The organism is Pseudomonas sp. (assembly GCF_028293835.1).
Lineage (GTDB): Bacteria > Pseudomonadota > Gammaproteobacteria > Pseudomonadales > Pseudomonadaceae > Aquipseudomonas.
The window spans coordinates 1-20,921 of record NZ_JAQGNX010000018.1 but is presented as its reverse complement, the minus strand read 5'-3'; the positions used below and the strand labels follow the sequence as shown (position 1 = coordinate 20,921).

The window sequence follows — 20,921 nt, the reverse complement described above, 5'->3', positions numbered from 1 at the left end:
TTGGCTCCTACCGGACTTTATTCAACGCCCCAGCAACCGCGCCAGGCCAACACTCAACGGCGTCGACTGCGGGAACTCGAACCGTTCCAGCAAGCGACAGTTGCTGGCCCGTGAGTGGCGAATATCACCAGAGCGCGCCGGCAGGTAACTCACCTCTGGCAACCGTCCAATCACCTGGGATAACGCTTCCAGCAACTGGTTCAACGAAGTCGCTTGATTGAGGCCAACGTTGATTGCACCCGCTTCGACCTGCGGCAATTCCAACGCCTGCACCAGCACCGCCGCCAGATCCCCTACGTAGACGAAATCCCGGGTTTGCTCGCCGTCACCAAAGATGGCAATGGGCAGCCCTTTTTCCGCGCGCTCGCAAAAAATGCTGATCACACCCGAATACGGCGACGATGGGTCTTGGCGTGGACCGAAGATATTGAAGAAGCGAAATGAAACCGGCTCCAACCCATGCTGGCGACGATAGAAGTCCAGGTAGTACTCACTCGACAGCTTGTCCGAGGCGTAAGGCGTCAGCGGCGACTTGGGCGTGTCTTCGTCGATGGACTCGCCTTCGCCGTTGTTGCCGTACACCGCCGCGCTCGACGCAAACAACACCCGTTTGATGCCGGCCTGCCGCATGGCTTCGCACACGTTCAAGGTGCTAACGAAGTTGCTTTGATGGGTGCGAACAGGATCATCCACCGAGGCCTGCACCGAAGCGACCGCCGCCAGGTGCGCCACGGCCTGACAACCAATGGCGGCGCGGGCGACCAGTGCTGCGTCGGCGACATCGCCCTCGATCAACTCCAGACGTGGATTTTCCATCGGTAGATTGCTGCGTTTACCGGTGGACATATCGTCCAGGACGCGCACCGCATAGCCTTTGGCTAGCAGTGCGTCGACCAGGTGCGATCCAATGAAGCCGGCGCCGCCGGTGATTAAAACAGGAGCATCAAGCATGGCGATAATAACGGTCCAGTAAGCTTGGCAAGCCTGCACGCCAGGCGCGTGGCTTGATACCAAAGGTATGGAGGATTTTTTTGCAGGCCAGCACGCCGTGTTGCGGCTCTTCGACAGCATCGGCGCGAGCGGCATGGGCTTGCGCAGTGGGCGCTTCAACCGCCAGCGGGTGCAGCAGACGCGCTTCGGTCAGAATTGCCTGCCCCAGTGCCAGTGGCGTGGTCGCTTCGTGGCCGGCATAGTGATAAGTGCCCCACAGCGGTGCCGCGCAATCGAGTTGCTTGAGCACTGAGATGATCACGCGAGCGGCATCATCAACCGGTGTCGGGTTGCCACGGCGATCATCCGCCATGAGCAACTCTTGGGGTTGCTCGGCAAGCTTGAGCAGACGCCCCATGACGCCGTCGCCGCTGTCATCCAGCAACCAGCCGAAGCGTAAAAGCACATGCTGCGGGCAGGTGGCACGTACGCTTTGCTCGATACGCCACAACGCTTGGCCACGTTGACCCAACGGCACGGGTTCGTCTTTTTCGCTATAAGCGGTCGCCCGCGAACCGTCGAACACTCGATAGCTGGACGGCTGCAACAACGTAATATTGTGGTGCTGGCACAGCTCGGCGAGGCGCTCAACAGAGCGTTCCTGGCCAGCCAGACGGGCTTCGCTCACGGTCTCCGCCTGAAACCAGTCGAAGTAATAAGCAAGATTGATCAAGGCATCCGGGCGGGTGTCATCAAGCAGTTGCGTCAGGCTCGCCGCGTCCCAACCGCTTTCCGGTGGACGCGGTGCGAGGAAACCAACATCTTCCTCGGCACCAAGGCGAATCAGCGCCTGCCCAAGGGCATTCCCGCCGCCCAACAGCATAAGGCGCATTCGCATAGAGTCAGCAGGCTCTCAGAATCGATCAAAATAAATTAATAAAAACGGCTGCAAACATAACACGTTGATCCCTATCCCCCAAGAGGCGCCCGGTCTGTAAGGGTTTGCGCCGTTTTCTGGATTCAAAATAATGGCCATCAACCACTGATCCATTGCCGAGGAACAACTCTTTGGACGGGTCTGTCACGAGAACAAGGCCGTCGAAAATGCTTCACGGCCATTAAGACTTTACGCACCCAAGGAGAACCTTATGAAAGCCATCGTATTTCACGGCGTAGGTGACATCCGACTGGACGATGTACCCGATCCGGTTATTCAGGAGCCGACAGACGCCATCGTTCGCATTACCACTTCAGCCATCTGCGGCACTGACCTGCACTTTATCCGCGGTACATTCAGCGGCATGCAGCCGGGCACCATTCTCGGCCATGAAGGCGTTGGGATCATCGAAGAAATCGGCGCGGATGTGCGCAACTTGCAAGTGGGCGACCGGGTGGTGATCCCATCGACAATCGCCTGCGGTAACTGCGCTTACTGCAGGGCCGGATATTTCGCTCAGTGCGACGTCGCCAATCCTAACGGCAAAACTGCGGGCACCGCGTTCTTTGGCGGGCCGAAAGCAACAGGCCCGTTCGATGGCTTGCAGGCCGAAAAAGCGCGAATTCCTTTTGCCAACATCGGCTTGATCAAACTGCCCAATGAGATCACGGATGATCAGGCGATCATGCTTTCGGATATTTTCCCTACAGGTTACTTCGGTGCGGAGATGGCGGAAATTACTGCGGGGGATACGGTGGCGGTGTTTGGTTGCGGGCCAGTAGGGCAGTTCGCCATTGCCAGTGCGTACTTGTTGGGCGCGGGCCGGGTGTTTGCTATAGACCGTCATCCAGACCGCTTGCAAATGGCCCGTACCCAAGGCGCGGAAGTCATCGATTTTGGTAGTGAAGACCCGGTTGAAACCTTGATGCGTTTGACCGACGGCGTTGGCGTGGACCGGGTGATCGATGCGGTAGGCATCGACGCGGAGCATGGCAACTGCGGCCACGAACAGGCCGAGGAGTTTGAAGAAGAAACCAAAGCCGTCGCCCCGGAAACCCACCCCGACGGCGAAAACTGGAAGCCCGGTGGCGCGCCGAGTCAGGTATTGCGCTGGGCGGTCCAAGCGATTGCCAAAGCCGGAACTCTGTCGATCATCGGTGTTTACCCGGAAGCAGCGATGCAGTTTCCCATTGGCGCGGCCATGAACAAGAACCTGACGATCAATATGGGCAACTGTCATCACCGCAAATACATCCCGCGCCTGATTGATTTCACCCTGGCCAAGCGCATCGACCCGAGCAAAATTCTCACCCAGACCAAATCTATTCCTGATGCCATCAGCGCGTTCGAAGCCTTCGACCGTCGCGACACGGGGTGGATCAAGGTTGAACTGCGGCCGCAATTTACCGACACCGACAAGAAAGATCTGGAGCAGCTAAGCGACATGGCAGAACGGATGTATTCGCCGGAAGGGCCATTGTAAGAGCTGCCGGAGGCTACAATCGGCCGGGCATCATGAGGAATCTGTAGGAGGCAACTTGTTGGCGAGGCTTCCTACCTGACTCACCGCATAAGGCCCTCGCCAACAAGTTGGCTCCTACGAAGGGGCGCCGCGTGAGTTCCGGCGATGGGAGGCGCTTGCATCTTCCTAGCGCCGCCCGCATAAATTGCGCATGAATCTTCCCACCCTTCCCGACCCGGTTCTGAGCGAGTTTCATCCTGCGGTGAGCGCTTGGTTCACGTCTACTTTCCCGGCGGTAACGGCTGCTCAGGCCCAGGCGTGGCCGCTGATCAAGGCGCGGCGTTCGACCCTGATCGCCGCGCCCACCGGTTCGGGCAAAACCTTGACCGCGTTTCTGGCAGTGCTCGATGACCTGGTCCATCAGGGTTTGGCCGATGGCGAGCTGCCAGACCAGACCTTTGTGGTCTATGTTTCGCCACTCAAAGCGCTGTCCAACGACATCCAGATCAACCTGCAAATTCCGCTGGCCGGGATCACAGCGCAGCTGGCACGGATGGGGCTCCCGGAACTGCGCATAACCACGGCCGTCCGCACCGGCGACACCCATCAAAAAGAACGCACGGCAATGCGCAAGACCGCGCCGCATATTCTGGTGACAACGCCGGAATCGCTGTATGTACTGCTGGGCTCAGACTCCGGCCGACGCATGCTGTCGACCACTCGAACGGTAATTGTCGACGAGATTCACGCCATCGCATCGAGTAAGCGTGGCAGCCATCTGGCCCTGAGTCTGGAGCGTTTGCAGGCCTTGTGCGACAAGCATCAATACGCTCAGCCGCTGTTACGTATCGGCCTGTCGGCCACGCAAAAACCTATTGAGCGGGTGTCGAGATTTCTGGTGGGCAGCGATCCACTCAAACGACCGTGCGCTATCGTTGACATCGGCCACGCTCGACCACGGGATCTGGCAATCGAAGTGCCGCCCGTGCCGCTAAGCGCGGTGATGGCCAACGATGTGTGGGAATTGGTGTATGACCGTATTGCACAGTTGGCCCGGGAACACCGGACCACGTTGATTTTCGTCAACACCCGACGCATGGCGGAACGTCTGGCCCGGCACCTCAGCGAGCGGCTGACAAAAGAAGCCGTCGCCGCGCACCACGGCAGCCTGGCCAAAGAGCAGCGCCTGGACGCTGAGCAACGGCTCAAGCGCGGTGACTTGCAAGTGCTGATCGCCACCGCCTCGCTGGAGCTGGGGATCGATATCGGCGACGTCAATCTGGTCTGTCAGATTGCCTCGCCACGTTCTATCGCTGCGTTCCTGCAAAGGGTTGGCCGCTCCGGTCACCACGTCGGCGGCACACCCAAAGGTCGACTGTTTGCGACCTCCCGAGATGACTTGATTGAATGCACCGCGTTGCTGGATTGCGTGCGTCGTGGCGAGTTGGACACACTGCTGATCCCCGTCGCTCCGCTGGACGTTTTGGCCCAGCAGATTATCGCCGAGGTCAGTTGCGAGGAATGGCAGGAGCAGGCATTGCTGGACATGCTTCGTCAGGCATCGCCCTACGCTGACTTGGATGAGGCGCACTTTCAGGCGCTGTTGCGCATGCTCGCTGAAGGCTATAGCGGCCGCCAGGGCGTGCGCAGTGCGTATTTGCACCGCGACGCGCTGACCCGGACCCTGCGCGGGCGACGTGGCAGCAAGCTGACCGCCGTCACCAGCGGCGGGACCATCCCGGACAACGCTGACTACAGCGTTATTCTCGAACCCCAGGCGTTGAACATCGGTACGGTGAATGAAGACTTTGCCGTGGAGAGCATCGCCGGGGACGTCTTCCAGTTGGGCAATACCTCGTATCGAATTTTGCGCATAGAAACCGGCCGAGTGCGGGTCGAGGATGCCCATGGTCAATCGCCAACGATTCCATTTTGGCTCGGCGAAGCACCGGGGCGCAGCGCCGAGTTGTCGTTCGCCGTGGCGCGCCTGCAAGCACAGATCGATGAATTGCTAAGCGCCAGCCCTGGCGATCTACAACCGTGCATTAACTGGTTGATGGACACCCTCGGCCTGGACATTGGCAGCGCTGATCAACTGGTGGATTACCTGGCGCGCACGCGCTTGGCGCTCGGCGCATTGCCGTCCCAAGACACCTTGCTGATGGAGCGTTTTTTCGATGAAGCGGGTGGCACCCAGCTGATTATCCACACGCCGTTTGGCAGCCGGATCAACCGTGCCTGGGGCTTGGCGCTGCGCAAACGCTTTTGTCGCACTTTCAATTTCGAGCTGCAAGCGGCGGCCAGTGAAGACGCCATCGTGCTTTCGCTGTCCACCAGCCACAGCTTCGAGTTAGATGAGGTGTGGCACTACATCAAGGCTAACAGTGGCGAGCATTTATTGATTCAGGCCGTGCTGGAGGCGCCGTTGTTCGGTGTGCGTTGGCGCTGGAATGCCGGCACCGCGCTGGCTTTACCCCGTTACAGCGGCGGACGTAAAGTCGCGCCGCAGTTGCAACGGATAAAGAGCGAAGACCTGATCGCCACGGTGTTCCCCGACCAGATCGCCTGCCTGGAGAATCTGGTGGGCGAGCGGGAAATCCCGGACCATCCGCTGGTCGAGCAAACCCTCGACGACTGCCTGCATGAAGCCATGGATTGCGAGGGCTGGTTAACGCTGCTACGGCGTATGGAACGCGGTGAGGTGCGCTTGATCAGCCGGGATTTGCCTGCGCCCTCGCCGCTGGCAGCCGAGATTCTTAACGCGCGACCGTTTGCGTTTCTGGATGACGCACCGCTGGAAGAACGCCGGACTCAGGCGGTGCTTAATCGGCGCTGGAGCGATCCGCAATCCACCGACGATCTGGGCGCGCTGGATGCCGACGCGATTGCGGCGGTCGGTGAAGAAGCCTGGCCGCAACCGCAATCCCTCGATGAAATGCACGAGGCGTTGATGACGCTTAGCTGTGTCAGCGGTGCCGAAGCACGTGAGCATCCGCAGTGGTTGCCGTGGCTTGAGGCGCTGGCTAACAGTGGCCGCGCAACCCGCTTGCAGGTCAGTCCGGACAATGCGTTGTGGTTGGCCCTTGAACGCCTGACCTGTTTGCGTGCGGTGTATCCGCTGGCAGAGATGCATCCGCCGTTACAGCCGTTAAGCGGGTTTGATGAGCCGTGGGAGGAAGACGAGGCGACGGTGGAAATCGTCCGTGCGCGCCTCGCGGGTTTCGGCCCATTGTCTTTGGCAGCGATAGCCGAGCCTCTGGCTTTGCCTCCGGCTCGGGTGACTCAAGCGCTGGCGCGGCTGGAAGGCGAAGGTTACGTGCTGCGCGGTCATTTCAGCCCCGGCGCCCTTGATGAACAATGGTGCGAGCGGCATTTGCTGGCACGCATCCATCGCTACACGGTGAAGCGTCTGCGACGGGAAATCGAACCGGTTTCGTTGCAGGACTTCATGCGCTTTCTGTTCGATTGGCAGCACCTGTCCAGCGTGACACGTAGCCAAGGCAAAGCGGCATTGCCCCAAGTGGTTGAGCAGCTGGAGGGCTATTCGGCCGCAGCCAGCGCCTGGGACAGCGACATTCTTGCGGCCCGGCTCAAGGACTATTCGCTGATGTGGCTCGATGAGCTGTGCCGCTCGGGTAAAACCGTATGGACGCGTTTGGCCCCGCGCAACAAAACCGGCGCTGCGGCGTTGCGCAGTACGCCCATTGTGCTGTTGCCACGCAGCCAGGTACGGTTGTGGAGCGAGCTGACCGAACAGCCGTTGCCGTCTGAGCTGTCGTTGCGCGCACAAAAAGTCCACGCCGCGCTGGCCGACCACGGTGCGTTGTTTTTCGATGAGCTGATGCATGAGGCGCACCTGCTGCGTAGCGAGCTGGAAAACGCATTGCAGGAATTGGTCGGCGCTGGATTGGTCAATGCCGACAGCTTCGCTGGACTGCGAGCGCTAATTACCCCGGCCAGCAAACGCTCGGCGCGTACCAGTCGACGTAACCGTGGCGCGCTCATCGGCGGCATGGACGATGCCGGGCGCTGGGCGTTACTGCGCCGCTCGCCTGTTGCAGAACCCACTGAAACCATTCGATCCAGACACACTGCGCCGGACACGCTCGAACACGTGGCCATGACGCTTCTACGGCGTTATGGCGTAGTGTTTTGGCGAGTGCTGGAACGTGAGGCTGACTGGTTGCCAAGCTGGCGCGAGCTGTTGCGCACCTTTCATCGACTGGAAGCCCGTGGTGAGATTCGTGGCGGGCGGTTTATCAGCGGTCTGGCGGGTGAGCAATTTGCATTACCGGAAGCCATTCCATTGCTGCGAGAGGTTCGTCGACGGCCACTGGATGGCAGCTTGGTCAGACTGTGCGGTGCTGATCCGCTGAACCTGGTCGGCACCCTGCTGCCCGGCAACAAAGTCCCGGCACTGGCGGGCAATCGGTTGGTGTACCGCGATGGCATTCCGGCCGCAGCGATTATCGCCGGCAAACCGCACTATTGGCTGGAGTTGGAACCGCACGCGGCGGCGGCGCTAAGGGATCGGTTACTGCACTGACACCGAGGTGCGCCCTTCGCGAACGCTCTTATCAAACAACGCATAACTTATCGACTTAATAATAATCTGTAGGTTTTGTGCTTGCTCCGCGACAGCGCGGCGTCGAAGACGTGGCGGACCTCCTACCGGGAATAGGGTCATGCATCGATCTGCGGAAACACAATCCAGTGGGATCGAACGTATTCGGGAAACAGACGGTGCGGTGTATCAGGCTAACCGAGGGATGGCCTTTCCGTATGAATTCGATCCCACACCCCTATCATGTCGCCGCAGGGCTTTCTGAGCCATCACCATTGGTGACGCTGGCTTTGGCCGGAGCGGGTTGTTGTTCTGCCCCGCTGTTGTCGCCGTGGGGGCTCATGACCATTTGTGGGTAAGTCTGGGCGAAGCGTACGTCCGGGGCTTTATCCACAAGCCGTTTCAACCGTTCGTTGAACGCTCGGCTGACGCCGTATTGCCCACCCGATACCGTGCGGAATTGCGCCGTCAATACAATCCCGTTGAGGTCCATGCGGTCCAGGCCGAACACTTCAAGGGGCCCTTGCAGGTTGCTGTTGAGCAATACGTCATCGCTGATGGAACTGCCTGCTTCACGGATCAACGCCGTTGCCGAATCGATATCCGTGTCGTAGGTAAACTGAATGGCAAAAAACGCGTAAGCAAACTGTCGCGATTGGTTGGTCACAGCTTTGATCTGGCCGAACGGCACTGAATGCACAAACCCTTTGCCGTCGCGCAAACGCAGGGTGCGGATGGTCAGGCTTTCCACCGTACCCGAATGCCCGGAATCCAGTACCACCCAATCGCCGATGGATATGGTGTCTTCAACAATGATGAACAAACCGGTAATTACGTCCTGCACCAGTTGCTGAGAGCCGAAACCAATCGCCAGACCAACCACGCCAGCACCGGCCAACAGTGGAGCAACGTTTATTCCCAGATTGGCCATGGTGGTGATGGTGCAAATCACCAGCAAGATAATTTTTATCGCATTGCGCAACAGCGGCAGGATGGTTTTGATACGGGTGCTGGGTTGGTGCGATGAGCGTTTGTTCACCGGAGGCTTCAAGGCCTCCTGAATCGCCGTATCGAGGATCACCCACAACAGCCACGTGACCAGGAAAATCAGGCCAATCCGGCTCAGGGAATCGCTGATGGCCCGGCCCACGGTATTGCCTTGGGCGAACTCCAACAGCGAGAAACCCCAGATCCGCCCCAGCACTTCAATGAAGGTAATGGCCAAAACTATGCGCAATACCGCATGTAGCAGGCTTAACAACCGGGTTTTATAGACATGGTCGTTGCGTTCATCGGTCTCGCCGGGTTTGAACAGATGCTGAAATACCGTGCTCAAAAACACCGTTGCAATCAACAAAATGGTAGTCAGCAAGGCGCTACGCAGCGCTTTTTGGCTGTCTTGACCGGCGCCAATCAAATGAATCGCCGACACCAGAATCATCAACAGAATCGGTAAGTACCAAACGCTGGAAAATATCTTCAGTGACTCTTGCAGGGCCGGTTGGCGCAGACGACCAGCTAGCGAACGGTTACGAATCAAATGCGCCACCGGACGACGCAATTTGATTACCAGCACGCAAAACACCACCGATGCAAACAGGCCGGTGAACACGGCGACGCTGGCGGTGACGTTACTGCCCAGTTGACGGGAAATTTGCGGGCTGGTCAGCGCATCACTCAAGGCCGCCAGAAACCCGATCAAAAACAGTGGCCGAGGGCTGTATCGCCGAATGATCGCCACGGCAACGCGTTTGTGCCCGGCATTGAACATCACAATCACGCACAGGATCACCGACGTCGAAACGATACCGCTGCTGGTGGCATAGGCGAAACACAGCGCCAGCGCGCGACCCACCGAGGTTGACATGAAATGGCTGACGTACAAGGTCAGAGGCAGGCTGACCATGGCCGGTAGCGTGAACGGCAACACATAATTGAGCAGTGCCTGGGGACGATAACGGGTGGCGAGAAAGCGGTGCCGGTTAAGCCGTGACGCAATAAAACGTCCCGTCAGCAACAGAAGGGTGAAGGCAGCAACCCAGATCACCGACAGCATCAAGAAATCGCCAGCGATGCTGACCTTCGAGCGCGAGGTGCGCTGATTGACCAGCGTATCAAGCTCGTCGGCGGCGCGGTCAGCGCGCAGGCGCCACGAGTCGAGCAGGTGGTTATCCATGTCGAGATTGTCCTGCACGCTGTCGATGCTGGAGCTGATCGCGCCGAGTAAACCGCCTTGCACCAAAATCTCCGGTTTGGCGGGTTCCGGTGCTGGCGCGGGTGTCGCAGGAGCCGCAGGTGTTGCGGCGGGCGCAGCGGGTGCCGTTGTGGCAGCCGGAGCTGCGGGGGCCGCCGGAGCAGCAGCTACAACTGGATCAGCTGCGGTTATAGCCCCAAGCACAATACTGGGCACATCAGCGGCCTGAAGATTGAAACTGCCCGCAAAAAGTAAAACACACAGCAACGCGATATTTTTGATTCTCAACAAAATCCAGACCCCTCCCACGCTTGATTCACTAATAACCTGACCACCTTGAAACTGATCGATATTTGCCCGGCAAGTTCGGTTTGTCTGCGCCAATACCGTCCGTAAGCAGCAACGAACCTTTGTCCCAGCGTCTCGTCGTAGATTCATACCGCTGAAGTTGTAACAGCATTTTTGTCTGGCGAGGTGTCATTGAATGCTCATTCATCCGAAAGCACGCTATAAGCCCTACACATCATCCGCCGGAGGATGGGGCTCGGCGAACTCAGTGATGAAAATACTGTGGCGCGAACAGGCACTCGCCAAGGCCCCCGGCGCGCTGTTTAAACAAAACAAACCGGGCGGTTTCGCCTGCGTCAGTTGTGCCTGGGCCAAACCGGGTAAACCGCACCCTCTGGAGTTTTGCGAAAACGGCGCCAAGGCCACCGCGTGGGAATTGACGTCGCTGAAGACCAGCCCGGCGTTTTTTCAGCGACACACCGTTAGCGAACTGCAGCAATGGACCGACTATGATCTGGAACAGCACGGTCGCCTGACCCATCCCCTGCGTTACGACCGCGCCAGCGACAAATACCTGGAAACCACGTGGGAAGAGGCCTACCACGACATCGGAGCGCAACTCCGGTCCATGGAACCAGAAAGCGTAGTGTTTTACGCTTCAGGCCGCGCCTCGTTGGAAACTTCGTTCATGTATCAATTGTTTGCCCGGGCGTACGGCAATAACAACCTGCCTGACAGTTCAAACATGTGCCACGAAAGCACGTCGGTGGGATTGCAGGAAAGCATTGGCGTACCGGTCGGCACAGTAACGCTGGCGGATTTCGAACTGACGGACTGCATCTTCTTCTTTGGTCAAAACGTCGGCAGCAACAGCCCGCGCATGCTGCACCAATTACAAGAAGCGCGGAAACGCGACGTGCCCATTATCACGTTCAACCCGATACGCGAACGCGGGCTGGAGCGTTTCGTTAATCCCCAATCGCCGGTCGAGATGCTTGGCCCGGAATCAACGGTGATCAGCACGCAATACCATCAGGTGGCGATTGGCGGTGACACTGCGGCTGTCTTGGGCATCGCCAAAGCACTGTTCGAGATGGACAAGGCGGCCCTGATCAAGGGCGAGCCGGGAATCATCGATCAAGCATTTATCGCCGAGCACACTGAAGGCTTTACCGAGTTTGCTGCGGCGGCGCGAAGCAGCCCTTGGGAAATTTTGGAAAGGCGTGCAGGGCTTTCACGCAGTGCGATGGAAGCCGCCGCCACGGTGTATGCCCGCAGTTCGCGCACGATGTTCATTTATGGGATGGGCCTGACGCAGCATCGGCATGGTGTGGAAAACGTGCAGATGCTGGTTAACCTGCTGCTGATGCGCGGCAATATCGGCAAACCCGGGGCCGGCATCTGCCCGGTACGCGGCCATTCGAACGTTCAGGGGCAACGTACGGTGGGCATCACCGAAGACCCGAAAAAAGTCCCTGTGGACAAAATCGAGGCGCTGTTCGGTTTCCATGTACCGGAGAAAAAAGGACTGGCGACGGTCGACGCCTGCGAAGGCATTCTTGACGGCAGCGTGCGCGGTTTCATTGGCTTGGGCGGTAACTTCTTGCGCGCGGTTCCTGATACGTCACGCATGGAACCGGCGTGGCAGCATTTGCAGTTGAATGTGCAAATCGCGACCAAACTCAACCGTACGCATTTGGTGACGAGCGAGCAGAACTGGTTGTTGCCGTGCCTGGGACGAATCGAGATTGATCGACAAAACGGCAAGGCGCAGGCTTACAGCACAGAAGACAGCACTGGCTGTATTCACGGCTGGAACGGTAACAGTGAACCGGTCAGCGAGCACCTTCGCGCAGAAACGACAATCATTGCCGGGTTGGCGTTGGCGACCCTGTCGGGCATCGAACGCATCGACTGGGAGGCATGGCGCGGTGACTATGCGCAGATTCGCAAGGCGATGGGCGAGATCTATCCGGAAATTTTCCATGACATGGAAACCCGGATGTGGGAACCCGGTGGTTTCCACCGCCCTCTTCCGGCCGCCGAACGCAAATGGAAAACCCCCAGCGAACGCGCGCAGTTTATTGTTCCGAAAAGCCTCGACGAAAACCCCGACGTCAATCCGGGATCGGACCGACGCGACGTGCTGCAACTGATGACGCTGCGCAGCAACGACCAGTTCAACACCACGATCTATGGCTATGAAGATCGTTTCCGTGGAGTCAGTGGTACTCGCAGCGTGATCCTCATGAACCGCAATGACATCGTTCGCTTAGGGTTCCGCACAGGGGATTGGGTGATGATCACCACCGCTATCGAACCGGAAGTGCTTCGCGAAGTCGGGCCGATGCAGATCGTCGCTTATGACATTCCCGAAGGCTGCAGCGCGGCGTATTACCCGGAATGCAATCCGCTGGTGCCGCTCTGGCACCATGCCGAGCGCAGTAAAGTGCCCGCGGCGAAATCCGTACCGGTTACCCTGCGCAAAACCAGGCCAGGCCCGGATGACCTGACCCATGCGGTGCCGGATAAAGATCAGGTTCATTGAGATCACAGGGGGGGTGCTTCACCCCCGCGCCAGCACTTGTTTCACGCTCTGTTTAATAACGCCCCAACGCTTGGGATCTTTCTGCATCAGGGCGCCCATCATGTGTTTGGCTTGTTCAAAGGTGATATGCGGCGGCAACGGCGGCACGTTGGGGTCGGTGATGAATTCGATCACCACCGGCCGGTCAGCCGCTAATGCCTGGACCCACGCCGATTCGATCTGCTCCGGCGAATTCACTTTTATCCCCACGAACCCGAGCATTTCGGCATAACGCGCGTAGGGAAAGTCGATGACCTCTTGCGCGGCGGCGTATTCCGGATCGCCGCCCAGGGCCCGCTGCTCCCACGTCACTTGGTTCAAGTCATGGTTGTTGATCACCATCACAATGAATGTCGGTGAGGCCCAGCGTTTCCAATATTGCAGCACGGTCACTAACTCGGCGTTGCCGTTCATCTGCATGGCACCGTCGCCAACCATAGCAATCACTGGGCGCTCAGGATGGGCGAGCTTGGCGGCAATTGCGTAAGGCATGCCGCACCCCATGGTCGCCAACTTACCCGACAACGAACCGAGCATTCCCGGTTTGACCCGTACATCCCGAGCGTACCAATTGGTGTGCGAACCACTGTCGCCGCACAGGATGACGTCGTCAGGCAATTGCGCCGACATCTCCCAAAACACCCGCTGTGGATTGATCGGCTCGGCGGATTGCATCGCTTGTTTTTCCAGCTCGGCCCAGCTGGCAGCGACGCTGTGTTCTACCCGTCGCCGCCAACTGCCATGGCGCTTCGGCTTGATCAGCGGCAACAGCCGTTGCAGTGTTTCGGCGCTGTCACCCAGCAGCGCCTTTTCGATGGGATAGCGCATGCTGACGTTGCGCGCATGCAGGTCGATCTGCACCGCCCGTGCTTGTCCGGCCTCGGGTAAGAATTCGCTGTAGGGGAAGGTGGTGCCGATCATCAGCAGAGTGTCGCAGTCGTTCATCAGCTCATAGCTGGCGCGCGTGCCCAGTAGGCCAATGGAGCCCGTGACGTAGGGTAAGTCGTCAGACAATACCATTTTGCCAAGCAACGCTTTGGCCACCCCTGCGGACAGGGCCTGCGCAATGGCTTGCACTTCAAGGTGAGCGCCCAATGCGCCGGCGCCCACCAGAATCGCTACCTTGCGCCCGGCGTTGAGAATCTCGGCGGCTTCGGCAATGTCTTCATCAAGGGCAAACGGCCGAGGGTAAATAAAGCCTGCGCCGGACATCACATTGCCGTGCTTGTGGACTGGCGCGACCACGGCGGGCATCTGTTGAACGTCGTTAGGAATGATTACCGTGCACACCTGGCGCTCGCTCATGGCGATACGCAAGGCGCGGTCGATAACGTGAGTCAACTGCGCGGGCGTGGTCACGGTTTCGACGTAGGCACTGACGTCTTTAAACAGCGTATGCAAATCGACTTCTTGCTGGTAATCACTGCCGATGGAAGTCGCCGCCTGTTGCCCGACAATGGCGAGCACTGGCTGATGGTCCATCTTTGCGTCGTACAAACCGTTGAGCAAGTGGATCGCACCGGGCCCGGAAGTTGCCATGCACACCCCCACTTCCCCAGTGAATTTGGCATGGGCGACCGCCATGAACGCTGCCATTTCCTCATGACGCACGCGGATGTAATCGAAAGCGTCGGCGTGACGGCCCATCGCTCCCATGATTCCATTGATGCCATCTCCGGGATAGCCAAAGATGCGTTTAACCCCCCATTGGGAAAGGCGTTCCAGCAAATGATCGCCCACTATTTCGGCCATGACTCCTCCTGATTTTTATGGCAGCCATTACATCGCTGCGGTTCAGAGCTATGACTGAATTGGGCGAAGGGAGGTTGCAACAGACGGGATCAATGGTCATTCAGCGCGAATATCTGGCGGCCTATTGACTAGGTAGAACGATCGTTCTACCATCCTTTCCATGAACACACAGACGCCTTCAGAAATTCGCAACACCGTGCTTAACAGCGCGGAGCAACTCATTTACCAACACGGTATTCATGCCACGGGCATGGACCTGTTGGTGAAGACGTCGGGCATATCCCGAAAGACTATTTATCGTTACTTCGGCACTAAAGACGATGTAGCTGCCCATGCCTTGATCGCCCGGGATATTCGGTGGATGGCGTGGTTCCGCACGGAAGTCGATAAGGCTCCCACCGCCGAGGCCCGCATCCTGAATTTATTTTCCGTGCTTAAAAGCTGGTTCACCACCGAGGGTTTTCGCGGTTGCGCGTTTATCAACACCGCAGGCGAAGTGGGGGACGCCACCGACCCAGTGCGTTTGATCGCTAAAGAGCACAAACAAAAGCTCCTCGATTACACATTGGAGCTGTGTACTCAGTTGGGTGTGCCTAAACCCGAAACACTGGCTAAACAACTGCTTATCTTGATGGACGGCGCCATTACCGTTGCCCGAGTAATGAGCGACCCGACGTCGGCAGACAGCGCCCGTGATATTGCTGTGCGGCTGTTGGATAGCTGATGGTTTTACGAGAATTGCGAATAGCGCCAACAATCCGTTTATGTTTTTTATAGGAGAACCAGTGATGTCGAACGTTGAAGCTCGCCCACCGTTACCGCCCTTCACTCGCGAATCCGCCATTGTGAAAGTGCGTCTTGCAGAAGATGGCTGGAACGGTCGCGATCCGGAAAAAGTCTCCCTGGCTTATACCCTTGATACTAAATGGCGTAACCGCGCAGAGTTCGCCAACAATCGCGAAGAAGCCAAGGGTTTCCTGTCGCGCAAGTGGGCCAAGGAATTGGATTATCGCTTGATCAAAGAACTGTGGGCGTTCACAGACAATCGTATCGCGGTGCGTTATGCCTACGAATGGCACGACGACTCAGGCAACTGGTTTCGCTCGTATGGCAATGAAAATTGGGAATTCGCAGAAAACGGTTTAATGGCCAATCGTTTTGCCTGCATCAACGACATGCCGATCAAGGAGTCTGAACGCAAATTCCATTGGCCGCTGGGGCGCCGTCCGGACGATCATCCGAGCCTTTCCGATCTGGGCCTGTAATGCCGGATGAATGGTAAGGTCAGTCGGAACCCCAGCCGATAGATGGCATCGATCATTTAGTCACTAATAGCAATTGGATAAAAATGGGTCAGCCTTTTAGGCTGGTAGGGCCAGGCCGTTTAGCGGTCAATCCACAGTAGCGCCCTTGCGTGTAAACGTTGAGAGCGAACGAGGTGCAATTGCAAGATCGGATTCTGATGGACAGCTACTCTCGCAAGGTCGATTACCTACGCATGTCGGTAACCGATCGCTGCGACTTTCGCTGCGTCTATTGCATGGCCGAAGACATGGAGTTCTTGCCGCGTCAAAAAATCCTCACCCTGGAAGAGATCTTCCAGTTGGCCGAGTGCTTTGTCGCCCTGGGCACACGCAAAATCCGCCTGACCGGCGGCGAGCCACTGGTCCGTCCCGGTGTGGTGGAGTTGTGTCGGCAAATTGCCGCTTTGCCAGGGTTGCGCGAACTGTGCATGACCACCAACGGCTCGCAACTGGGGAAGTTGGCGGGCCCGCTGTTCGATGCCGGTCTCAAGCGTTTGAACATCAGCCTGGACAGCCTTAACCCTGAGCGTTTTCGTGAACTCACCCGTACCGGCGACCTGACCAAAGTCATCGCCGGTATTGATGCCGCCAGCGCCGCGGGATTTACCCACACCAAGCTCAATTGCGTCGTCATGAAAGGCCGCAACGACCATGAGATCAACGATTTGGTCAGCTTTGCCATTGACCGAAATCTCGACATCACGTTTATCGAAGAAATGCCGTTGGGCATCATCAGCGAGCACAGTCGCGCCGAATCGTTTTTCTCCAGCGATCAGGTTCGGGCACTGATCGCCGAACGCTATACGCTGATCGACTCCGCTGAATCCACCCAAGGCCCTTCCCGTTATTGGCGCCTGGCCGAGGCGCCACAGATTCGCATCGGCTTTATTTCGCCTCATAGCCATAACTTCTGCGCCACCTGTAATCGAGTACGCCTGACCGTGGAAGGTCGCTTGCTACTGTGCTTGGGCAATGAGCATGCGGTGGACCTGAAAAGCGTCTTGCGCAGCCATCCGGGCCAGCCACAAAAGCTGGAAAACGCCATCATCGACGCCATGCAACTCAAGCCCTACCGTCACAACTTCGAAATCAACGATGATGTGCAAGTCGTGCGGTTCATGAACATGACAGGCGGCTGATTAGCGCTGCTTTTTGTCGCACAACCAGGCGCCGCCATGACACTTTCCCCAACAGAATCTTCATCCTCGATTTTGCTACTGGCAGGCGGTCGCGGCCAACGTATGGGCGGTCAGGACAAGGGACTGATTGAATGGAGAGGCCGGCCGCTGATTGGGTACGTGCATGAGGTGGTGCGGCCGCTGACCGACGATTTGATTATTTCCTGCAACCGCAATCAGCAGCGCTATGAGGCATTTGCTGATCAGTTAGTCAGTGATGAGCAGCAGGATTTTCCCGGACCGCTTGCCGGTGTTTTGGCGGGGCTTGGTGCGGCACGACATGCTTGGGTGCTGGTGCTGGCCTGCGATGCGCCCCGGATTGATCGAACGCTGATTGAACACCTTTTGCAGGGTGCGGACGGTGGATCATTGCCGCTGATGATCCGCCAGGAGGGGCAATGGCAACCGATGTTTAGCTTAATTCCCATCCGATTATTGCCGGTGCTGCGCCAGCGCTGGGAGGCTGGCGAGCGAAGCCTGCTGCGTGCGTTGTTGAGTCAGGATTTGAGGGCGCTGGAATGCGCAGCGGATGATCCTCGGCTTACCAACTTCAACACCCCGGATCTTTTGGCCTGAAATCGAATCTTTTCAGGCGCGGCCTTTTCGCATACCCGCCCAGTAGACCTTGACGCTGTTGAAAGACGAACCAAGCTGTGCGGCAAACCCGTGACGCCTCGACATGGCCGGCTTTTCAATGAAGTGCCAGGAAGCCATGGCTGCAACCAGTACGATCGGAAAAGCCACGAGCATCATGGTGAGCGGTCCGATGCCTTTGAACTGATGCGCGAGGATCTCTTGTACGGGGAAGGCATAGATGTACACGCCATATGAGTAATCGCCCAACTGGTTATAGCGGTCAACGAAGGTATGCGTGGCGAAGCCGACATAGAAAATAAGATAGGTCCAGGCGATCACGAAGGTTTCAAAGAAGAATGGCGTTTGCCAGGACCACACAGCCAGCCCCGCCAACGGCAGGAACCAGATGAAACGATGCTGGATGTGCTGCCGGTAGCGGTACAGCGCCATGCCCAGTATGAACGGAAGACTCCAGATGAAGAAGAACTGCGCACGATGCATATCGTTGAGCACATCCGTGTTAGCCAGAGCGGCTTTGAACGCGACATAGGCAATGGCATACAGCAGCAGGAATACGCCAAAGCGACGGCCTCGACCGTAGAACGCGAATGCCCCCAAACCGCCGACCAGCACATACAGCGAGACCTCATAGAACAGCGTCCACAGCGATCCGTTGATCCCCGGCCATGGGTTGTCCTCGAAAAGCCCCGGCAACTCGAATCTCATGCTGAACAGCATCAGGTTATTGCTTAAATAGCTGTAAATCGCGCTGGAGCGGAAATATTCCACCGTACCCAGTGTCGTAAAGATCGGGCCAATCAGAAACACGCTCAGCAGCAAGACCACTATCAACACCGGATAAATGCGCAAAAACCGCGCGCAAAAAAAGTCCAGGCTAGTGGGAGCGCGATCACGGCTCAGGGAAATGAAGAAACCCGACACGCAGAAAAAGGTGATGACCGCCACTTCACCCAATGAAAAACCCAGCCACTGAGCCAGCAGTTCAACGGCCGTGCTGCCTTGCGCCAGTGGATAGCTGTGCGAAACCAGAACCGCTGTGGCGGCGAGCATTCTGATCAAATTGAAATTATTGTTTCGTCTGGAAGCCAGATCACCCAACGTATTCATATCGCCTCCGCCCGCGTTCAGGTCAACAACGTTCAGGTCCATTCGCCGCTGTGCATACCTCCTGAACAACGCAACCCTGAGGGCTGGAGTTATGTTCCGACTCCGGAACCATACACCGGCCGTATACGGCGTCTAATTGCCATCACTAATCGCCCTCTGAATAAGTTGTTTGCCAATAATTTGACCGAAAGCACCGCTCGATAGATTTTCTTGTATTGAGTGCCGGTTTTCTTTCATTCAGCTGCGTTTTTTCTGGAAGTGAACATGTCTGCCGAGTCAAAACAAACCCTGCAGCAAACCATCGAAGGCCTGAGGCTTGAAGGCGACGGGGCCGCGCAGTGGCGCGAGTGGGGCCCGTATGTGAGAGGATCGTCAATGGGGGCAGTGCGCGAAGACTACAGCGCAGAGTTTGTGGATTCAGCGAAGTTCAGCCAGACACCCCTCAAGAATATCCAGTCCTTCATTGAGTACATGCAGTTCTGTGGTCAACGGCGGCAGCAGGCGAATGATGTGCCGGGATTTACCGCTGGGCATCAGCAGCAGGCCTTTATTCCTGGCGGCTTCCAGCAATACAGCCAGCTGGGCGGTTGCGGGTTTGCCTTCTGGGGTCGTGAGTTCGATTCCGCGCATGGCGCCGACGCCGGTCAAGCGTCCAAGAAAGGGCGAAAGTTTGCTGTCGATCCAGTGTTGGTAGCGGCTGGCGATGGCCTGCCCTTGGGCCTCGCCCCATGCTGACAAATTCCCGTCGGTCAGTTGCTCCAGCGTCGCCAGACCTGCCGCGCAGGCGATAGGGTTTCCGGAATAGGTCCCGCCCAATCCACCTTTGGGCAGCACGTCCATCAATTCCTTTTTCCCCACCACTGCACCTAGCGGCATGCCGCCGGCGATGCTTTTGCCGAGCAGAAGCAAGTCCGGCTCGATGCCCAAACGGGAAAAAGCAAAGCGCTGCCCCGTGCGACCGAAGCCAGACTGTATTTCGTCGATGATCAGCAGAATGCCTTTTTCGTCGCAGAACGCCCGCAGCATTTGCGCAAACTCGATGTCCATCGCATGAAAACCAGCTTCACCCTGAACCGGCTCGAGAATGAAACAGGCAATGTCGCTCACATCTATTTCGACGCTAAACAAACGGTCCATGGCCTTGGCGGCTTCGGCGGCAGTGACGCCGTTGTCTTTGCTTGGATACGGCAGGTGGTAGACCGGGCCCGGCAAGACGCCGACTTTTTGTTTGTAGGGGGCCACTTTGCCGTTCAGGTTCAGGGTCGCCAGAGTTCGGCCGTGGAAAGCGCCATCGAAGGCGATTACCGCAGTGCGACCGGTGTAACCCCGGACGATCTTCAGGGCATTTTCCGCCGCTTCGGCGCCGCTGTTGGTGAGCATGCCGCTGACGGGATAACTGACCGGAATGAACGCGGCGAGCTGCGACATGAACCGTTTATACGGCCCGTGGGGGACGGCATTGAAACAGTAATGGGTCAGCTTGGTGGCTTGCTCGCGAATGGCCTCGACGATAAGCGGGTTGCAATGCCCCAGGTTCAACACGCCAATGCCGCCGACAAAGTCGATGTAGCGCTTACCCTCTTCATCCCACACTTCGGCGTTTTTTCCGTGGTCCAGGGTGATCGGGTGAACCATGGAAATCGAACCGCTGATCGATGAATTGCTCATGCTTGGCTGCTCATACAAATGATTTCGTCAAAAAAGGCATGGGTTATATAAGCGAGGAATGCACATCGGTCACAAGCGAAATTAAATCGCGGGGTTATTCCTGAAATTCGTGCATGCGCGTGCGTGCCTGCTTACCTGCCCGCTGGAGCCAACCTGTTGGCGATATCAGCAGCACCTCGGTTCTCCAGCAATGCCGAGCCGCCCCCTCGCCAACAAGTTGAAGTTTGCTCCTTGTATGTTGTCCCTGTGCCTAACGAAAGAGGTTATGGTCACAGGTTACACACACAAGTAGTGCGTTTCTGGGGGAGGCCGATCGCTCCTAAAGGCAGGTTTTACACCTGACCTTGTCTGTA

At 57.6% G+C, this 20,921-nt stretch carries 13 protein-coding genes; 7 read left to right on the top strand and 6 right to left on the bottom strand.

The features are described from left to right. Positions 1–21 precede the first annotated feature (21 nt). Together JWR17_RS02575 and JWR17_RS02570 are read right to left on the bottom strand one after the other, a co-directional pair. Positions 22–951 carry an NAD-dependent epimerase/dehydratase family protein gene (locus JWR17_RS02575; RefSeq protein WP_299827992.1) on the bottom strand — a complete coding sequence of 310 codons (930 nt, stop codon included), beginning with the start codon at positions 949–951 and terminating at the stop codon, positions 22–24. After that, positions 944–1,828: a sugar nucleotide-binding protein gene (locus JWR17_RS02570; RefSeq protein WP_299827990.1), complete on the bottom strand. Its 885-nt coding sequence runs from the start codon at positions 1,826–1,828 to the stop codon at positions 944–946. The genes JWR17_RS02575 and JWR17_RS02570 overlap by 8 nt, the downstream gene beginning before the upstream one ends. Positions 1,829–2,078: 250 nt before the next feature. Between JWR17_RS02570 and JWR17_RS02565 the strand changes: the two genes are divergently transcribed. Together JWR17_RS02565 and JWR17_RS02560 are read left to right on the top strand one after the other, a co-directional pair. Beyond that, entirely contained in the window at positions 2,079–3,350 is a 1,272-nt protein-coding gene (locus JWR17_RS02565; RefSeq protein ID WP_299827988.1) for a zinc-dependent alcohol dehydrogenase, read from the top strand. Positions 3,351–3,540: 190 nt separating this feature from the next. Continuing rightward, a complete protein-coding gene (locus JWR17_RS02560; protein WP_299827987.1) occupies positions 3,541–7,875 on the top strand; it encodes a crosslink repair DNA glycosylase YcaQ family protein in 4,335 nt (1,444 codons plus the stop codon). A gap of 259 nt (positions 7,876–8,134) precedes the next feature. On the opposite strand, the gene JWR17_RS02555 is transcribed toward JWR17_RS02560, so the two are convergent. Further along, the gene (locus JWR17_RS02555) at positions 8,135–10,381 is read right to left on the bottom strand and encodes a mechanosensitive ion channel domain-containing protein (protein WP_299828064.1); all 2,247 of its coding nucleotides are present in this window, start codon (positions 10,379–10,381) and stop codon (positions 8,135–8,137) included. Between the two features lie 190 nt (positions 10,382–10,571). Between JWR17_RS02555 and JWR17_RS02550 the strand changes: the two genes are divergently transcribed. Then, positions 10,572–12,923: an FdhF/YdeP family oxidoreductase gene (locus JWR17_RS02550; RefSeq protein ID WP_299827985.1), complete on the top strand. Its 2,352-nt coding sequence runs from the start codon at positions 10,572–10,574 to the stop codon at positions 12,921–12,923. Positions 12,924–12,941: 18 nt separating this feature from the next. Here JWR17_RS02550 and JWR17_RS02545 read toward each other — a convergent pair whose 3' ends face one another. After that, positions 12,942–14,714 carry a thiamine pyrophosphate-requiring protein gene (locus JWR17_RS02545; protein ID WP_299827983.1) on the bottom strand — a complete coding sequence of 591 codons (1,773 nt, stop codon included), beginning with the start codon at positions 14,712–14,714 and terminating at the stop codon, positions 12,942–12,944. A 160-nt stretch (positions 14,715–14,874) separates the two neighbouring features. On the opposite strand from JWR17_RS02545, the gene JWR17_RS02540 reads away from it, so the two are divergent. The 4 genes from JWR17_RS02540 (at position 14,875) to mobA (ending at position 17,772) form a co-directional block, all read left to right on the top strand. Continuing rightward, entirely contained in the window at positions 14,875–15,438 is a 564-nt protein-coding gene (locus JWR17_RS02540) for a TetR family transcriptional regulator (RefSeq protein WP_299827981.1), read from the top strand. Positions 15,439–15,502: 64 nt separating this feature from the next. Continuing rightward, entirely contained in the window at positions 15,503–15,979 is a 477-nt protein-coding gene (locus tag JWR17_RS02535) for a nuclear transport factor 2 family protein (protein ID WP_299827979.1), read from the top strand. A gap of 179 nt (positions 15,980–16,158) precedes the next feature. Then, positions 16,159–17,157, top strand: a complete 999-nt coding sequence (gene moaA / locus JWR17_RS02530; protein ID WP_299827977.1) for a GTP 3',8-cyclase MoaA — start codon at positions 16,159–16,161, stop codon at positions 17,155–17,157. Positions 17,158–17,193: 36 nt separating this feature from the next. Next, complete coding sequence (mobA, locus tag JWR17_RS02525) at positions 17,194–17,772, top strand: molybdenum cofactor guanylyltransferase MobA (RefSeq protein WP_299827975.1); 579 nt, start codon at positions 17,194–17,196, stop codon at positions 17,770–17,772. 12 nt (positions 17,773–17,784) lie between these two features. Here mobA and JWR17_RS02520 read toward each other — a convergent pair whose 3' ends face one another. Together JWR17_RS02520 and JWR17_RS02515 are read right to left on the bottom strand one after the other, a co-directional pair. Further along, positions 17,785–18,900, bottom strand: coding sequence for an acyltransferase (locus JWR17_RS02520; protein ID WP_299827973.1), 1,116 nt, complete (start codon positions 18,898–18,900; stop codon positions 17,785–17,787). Positions 18,901–19,317: 417 nt separating this feature from the next. Continuing rightward, positions 19,318–20,568 (bottom strand): aspartate aminotransferase family protein, encoded by a 1,251-nt coding sequence (locus JWR17_RS02515; protein WP_299827970.1) that lies wholly within the window; start codon positions 20,566–20,568, stop codon positions 19,318–19,320. Between the last annotated feature and the right edge of the window lie 353 nt (positions 20,569–20,921).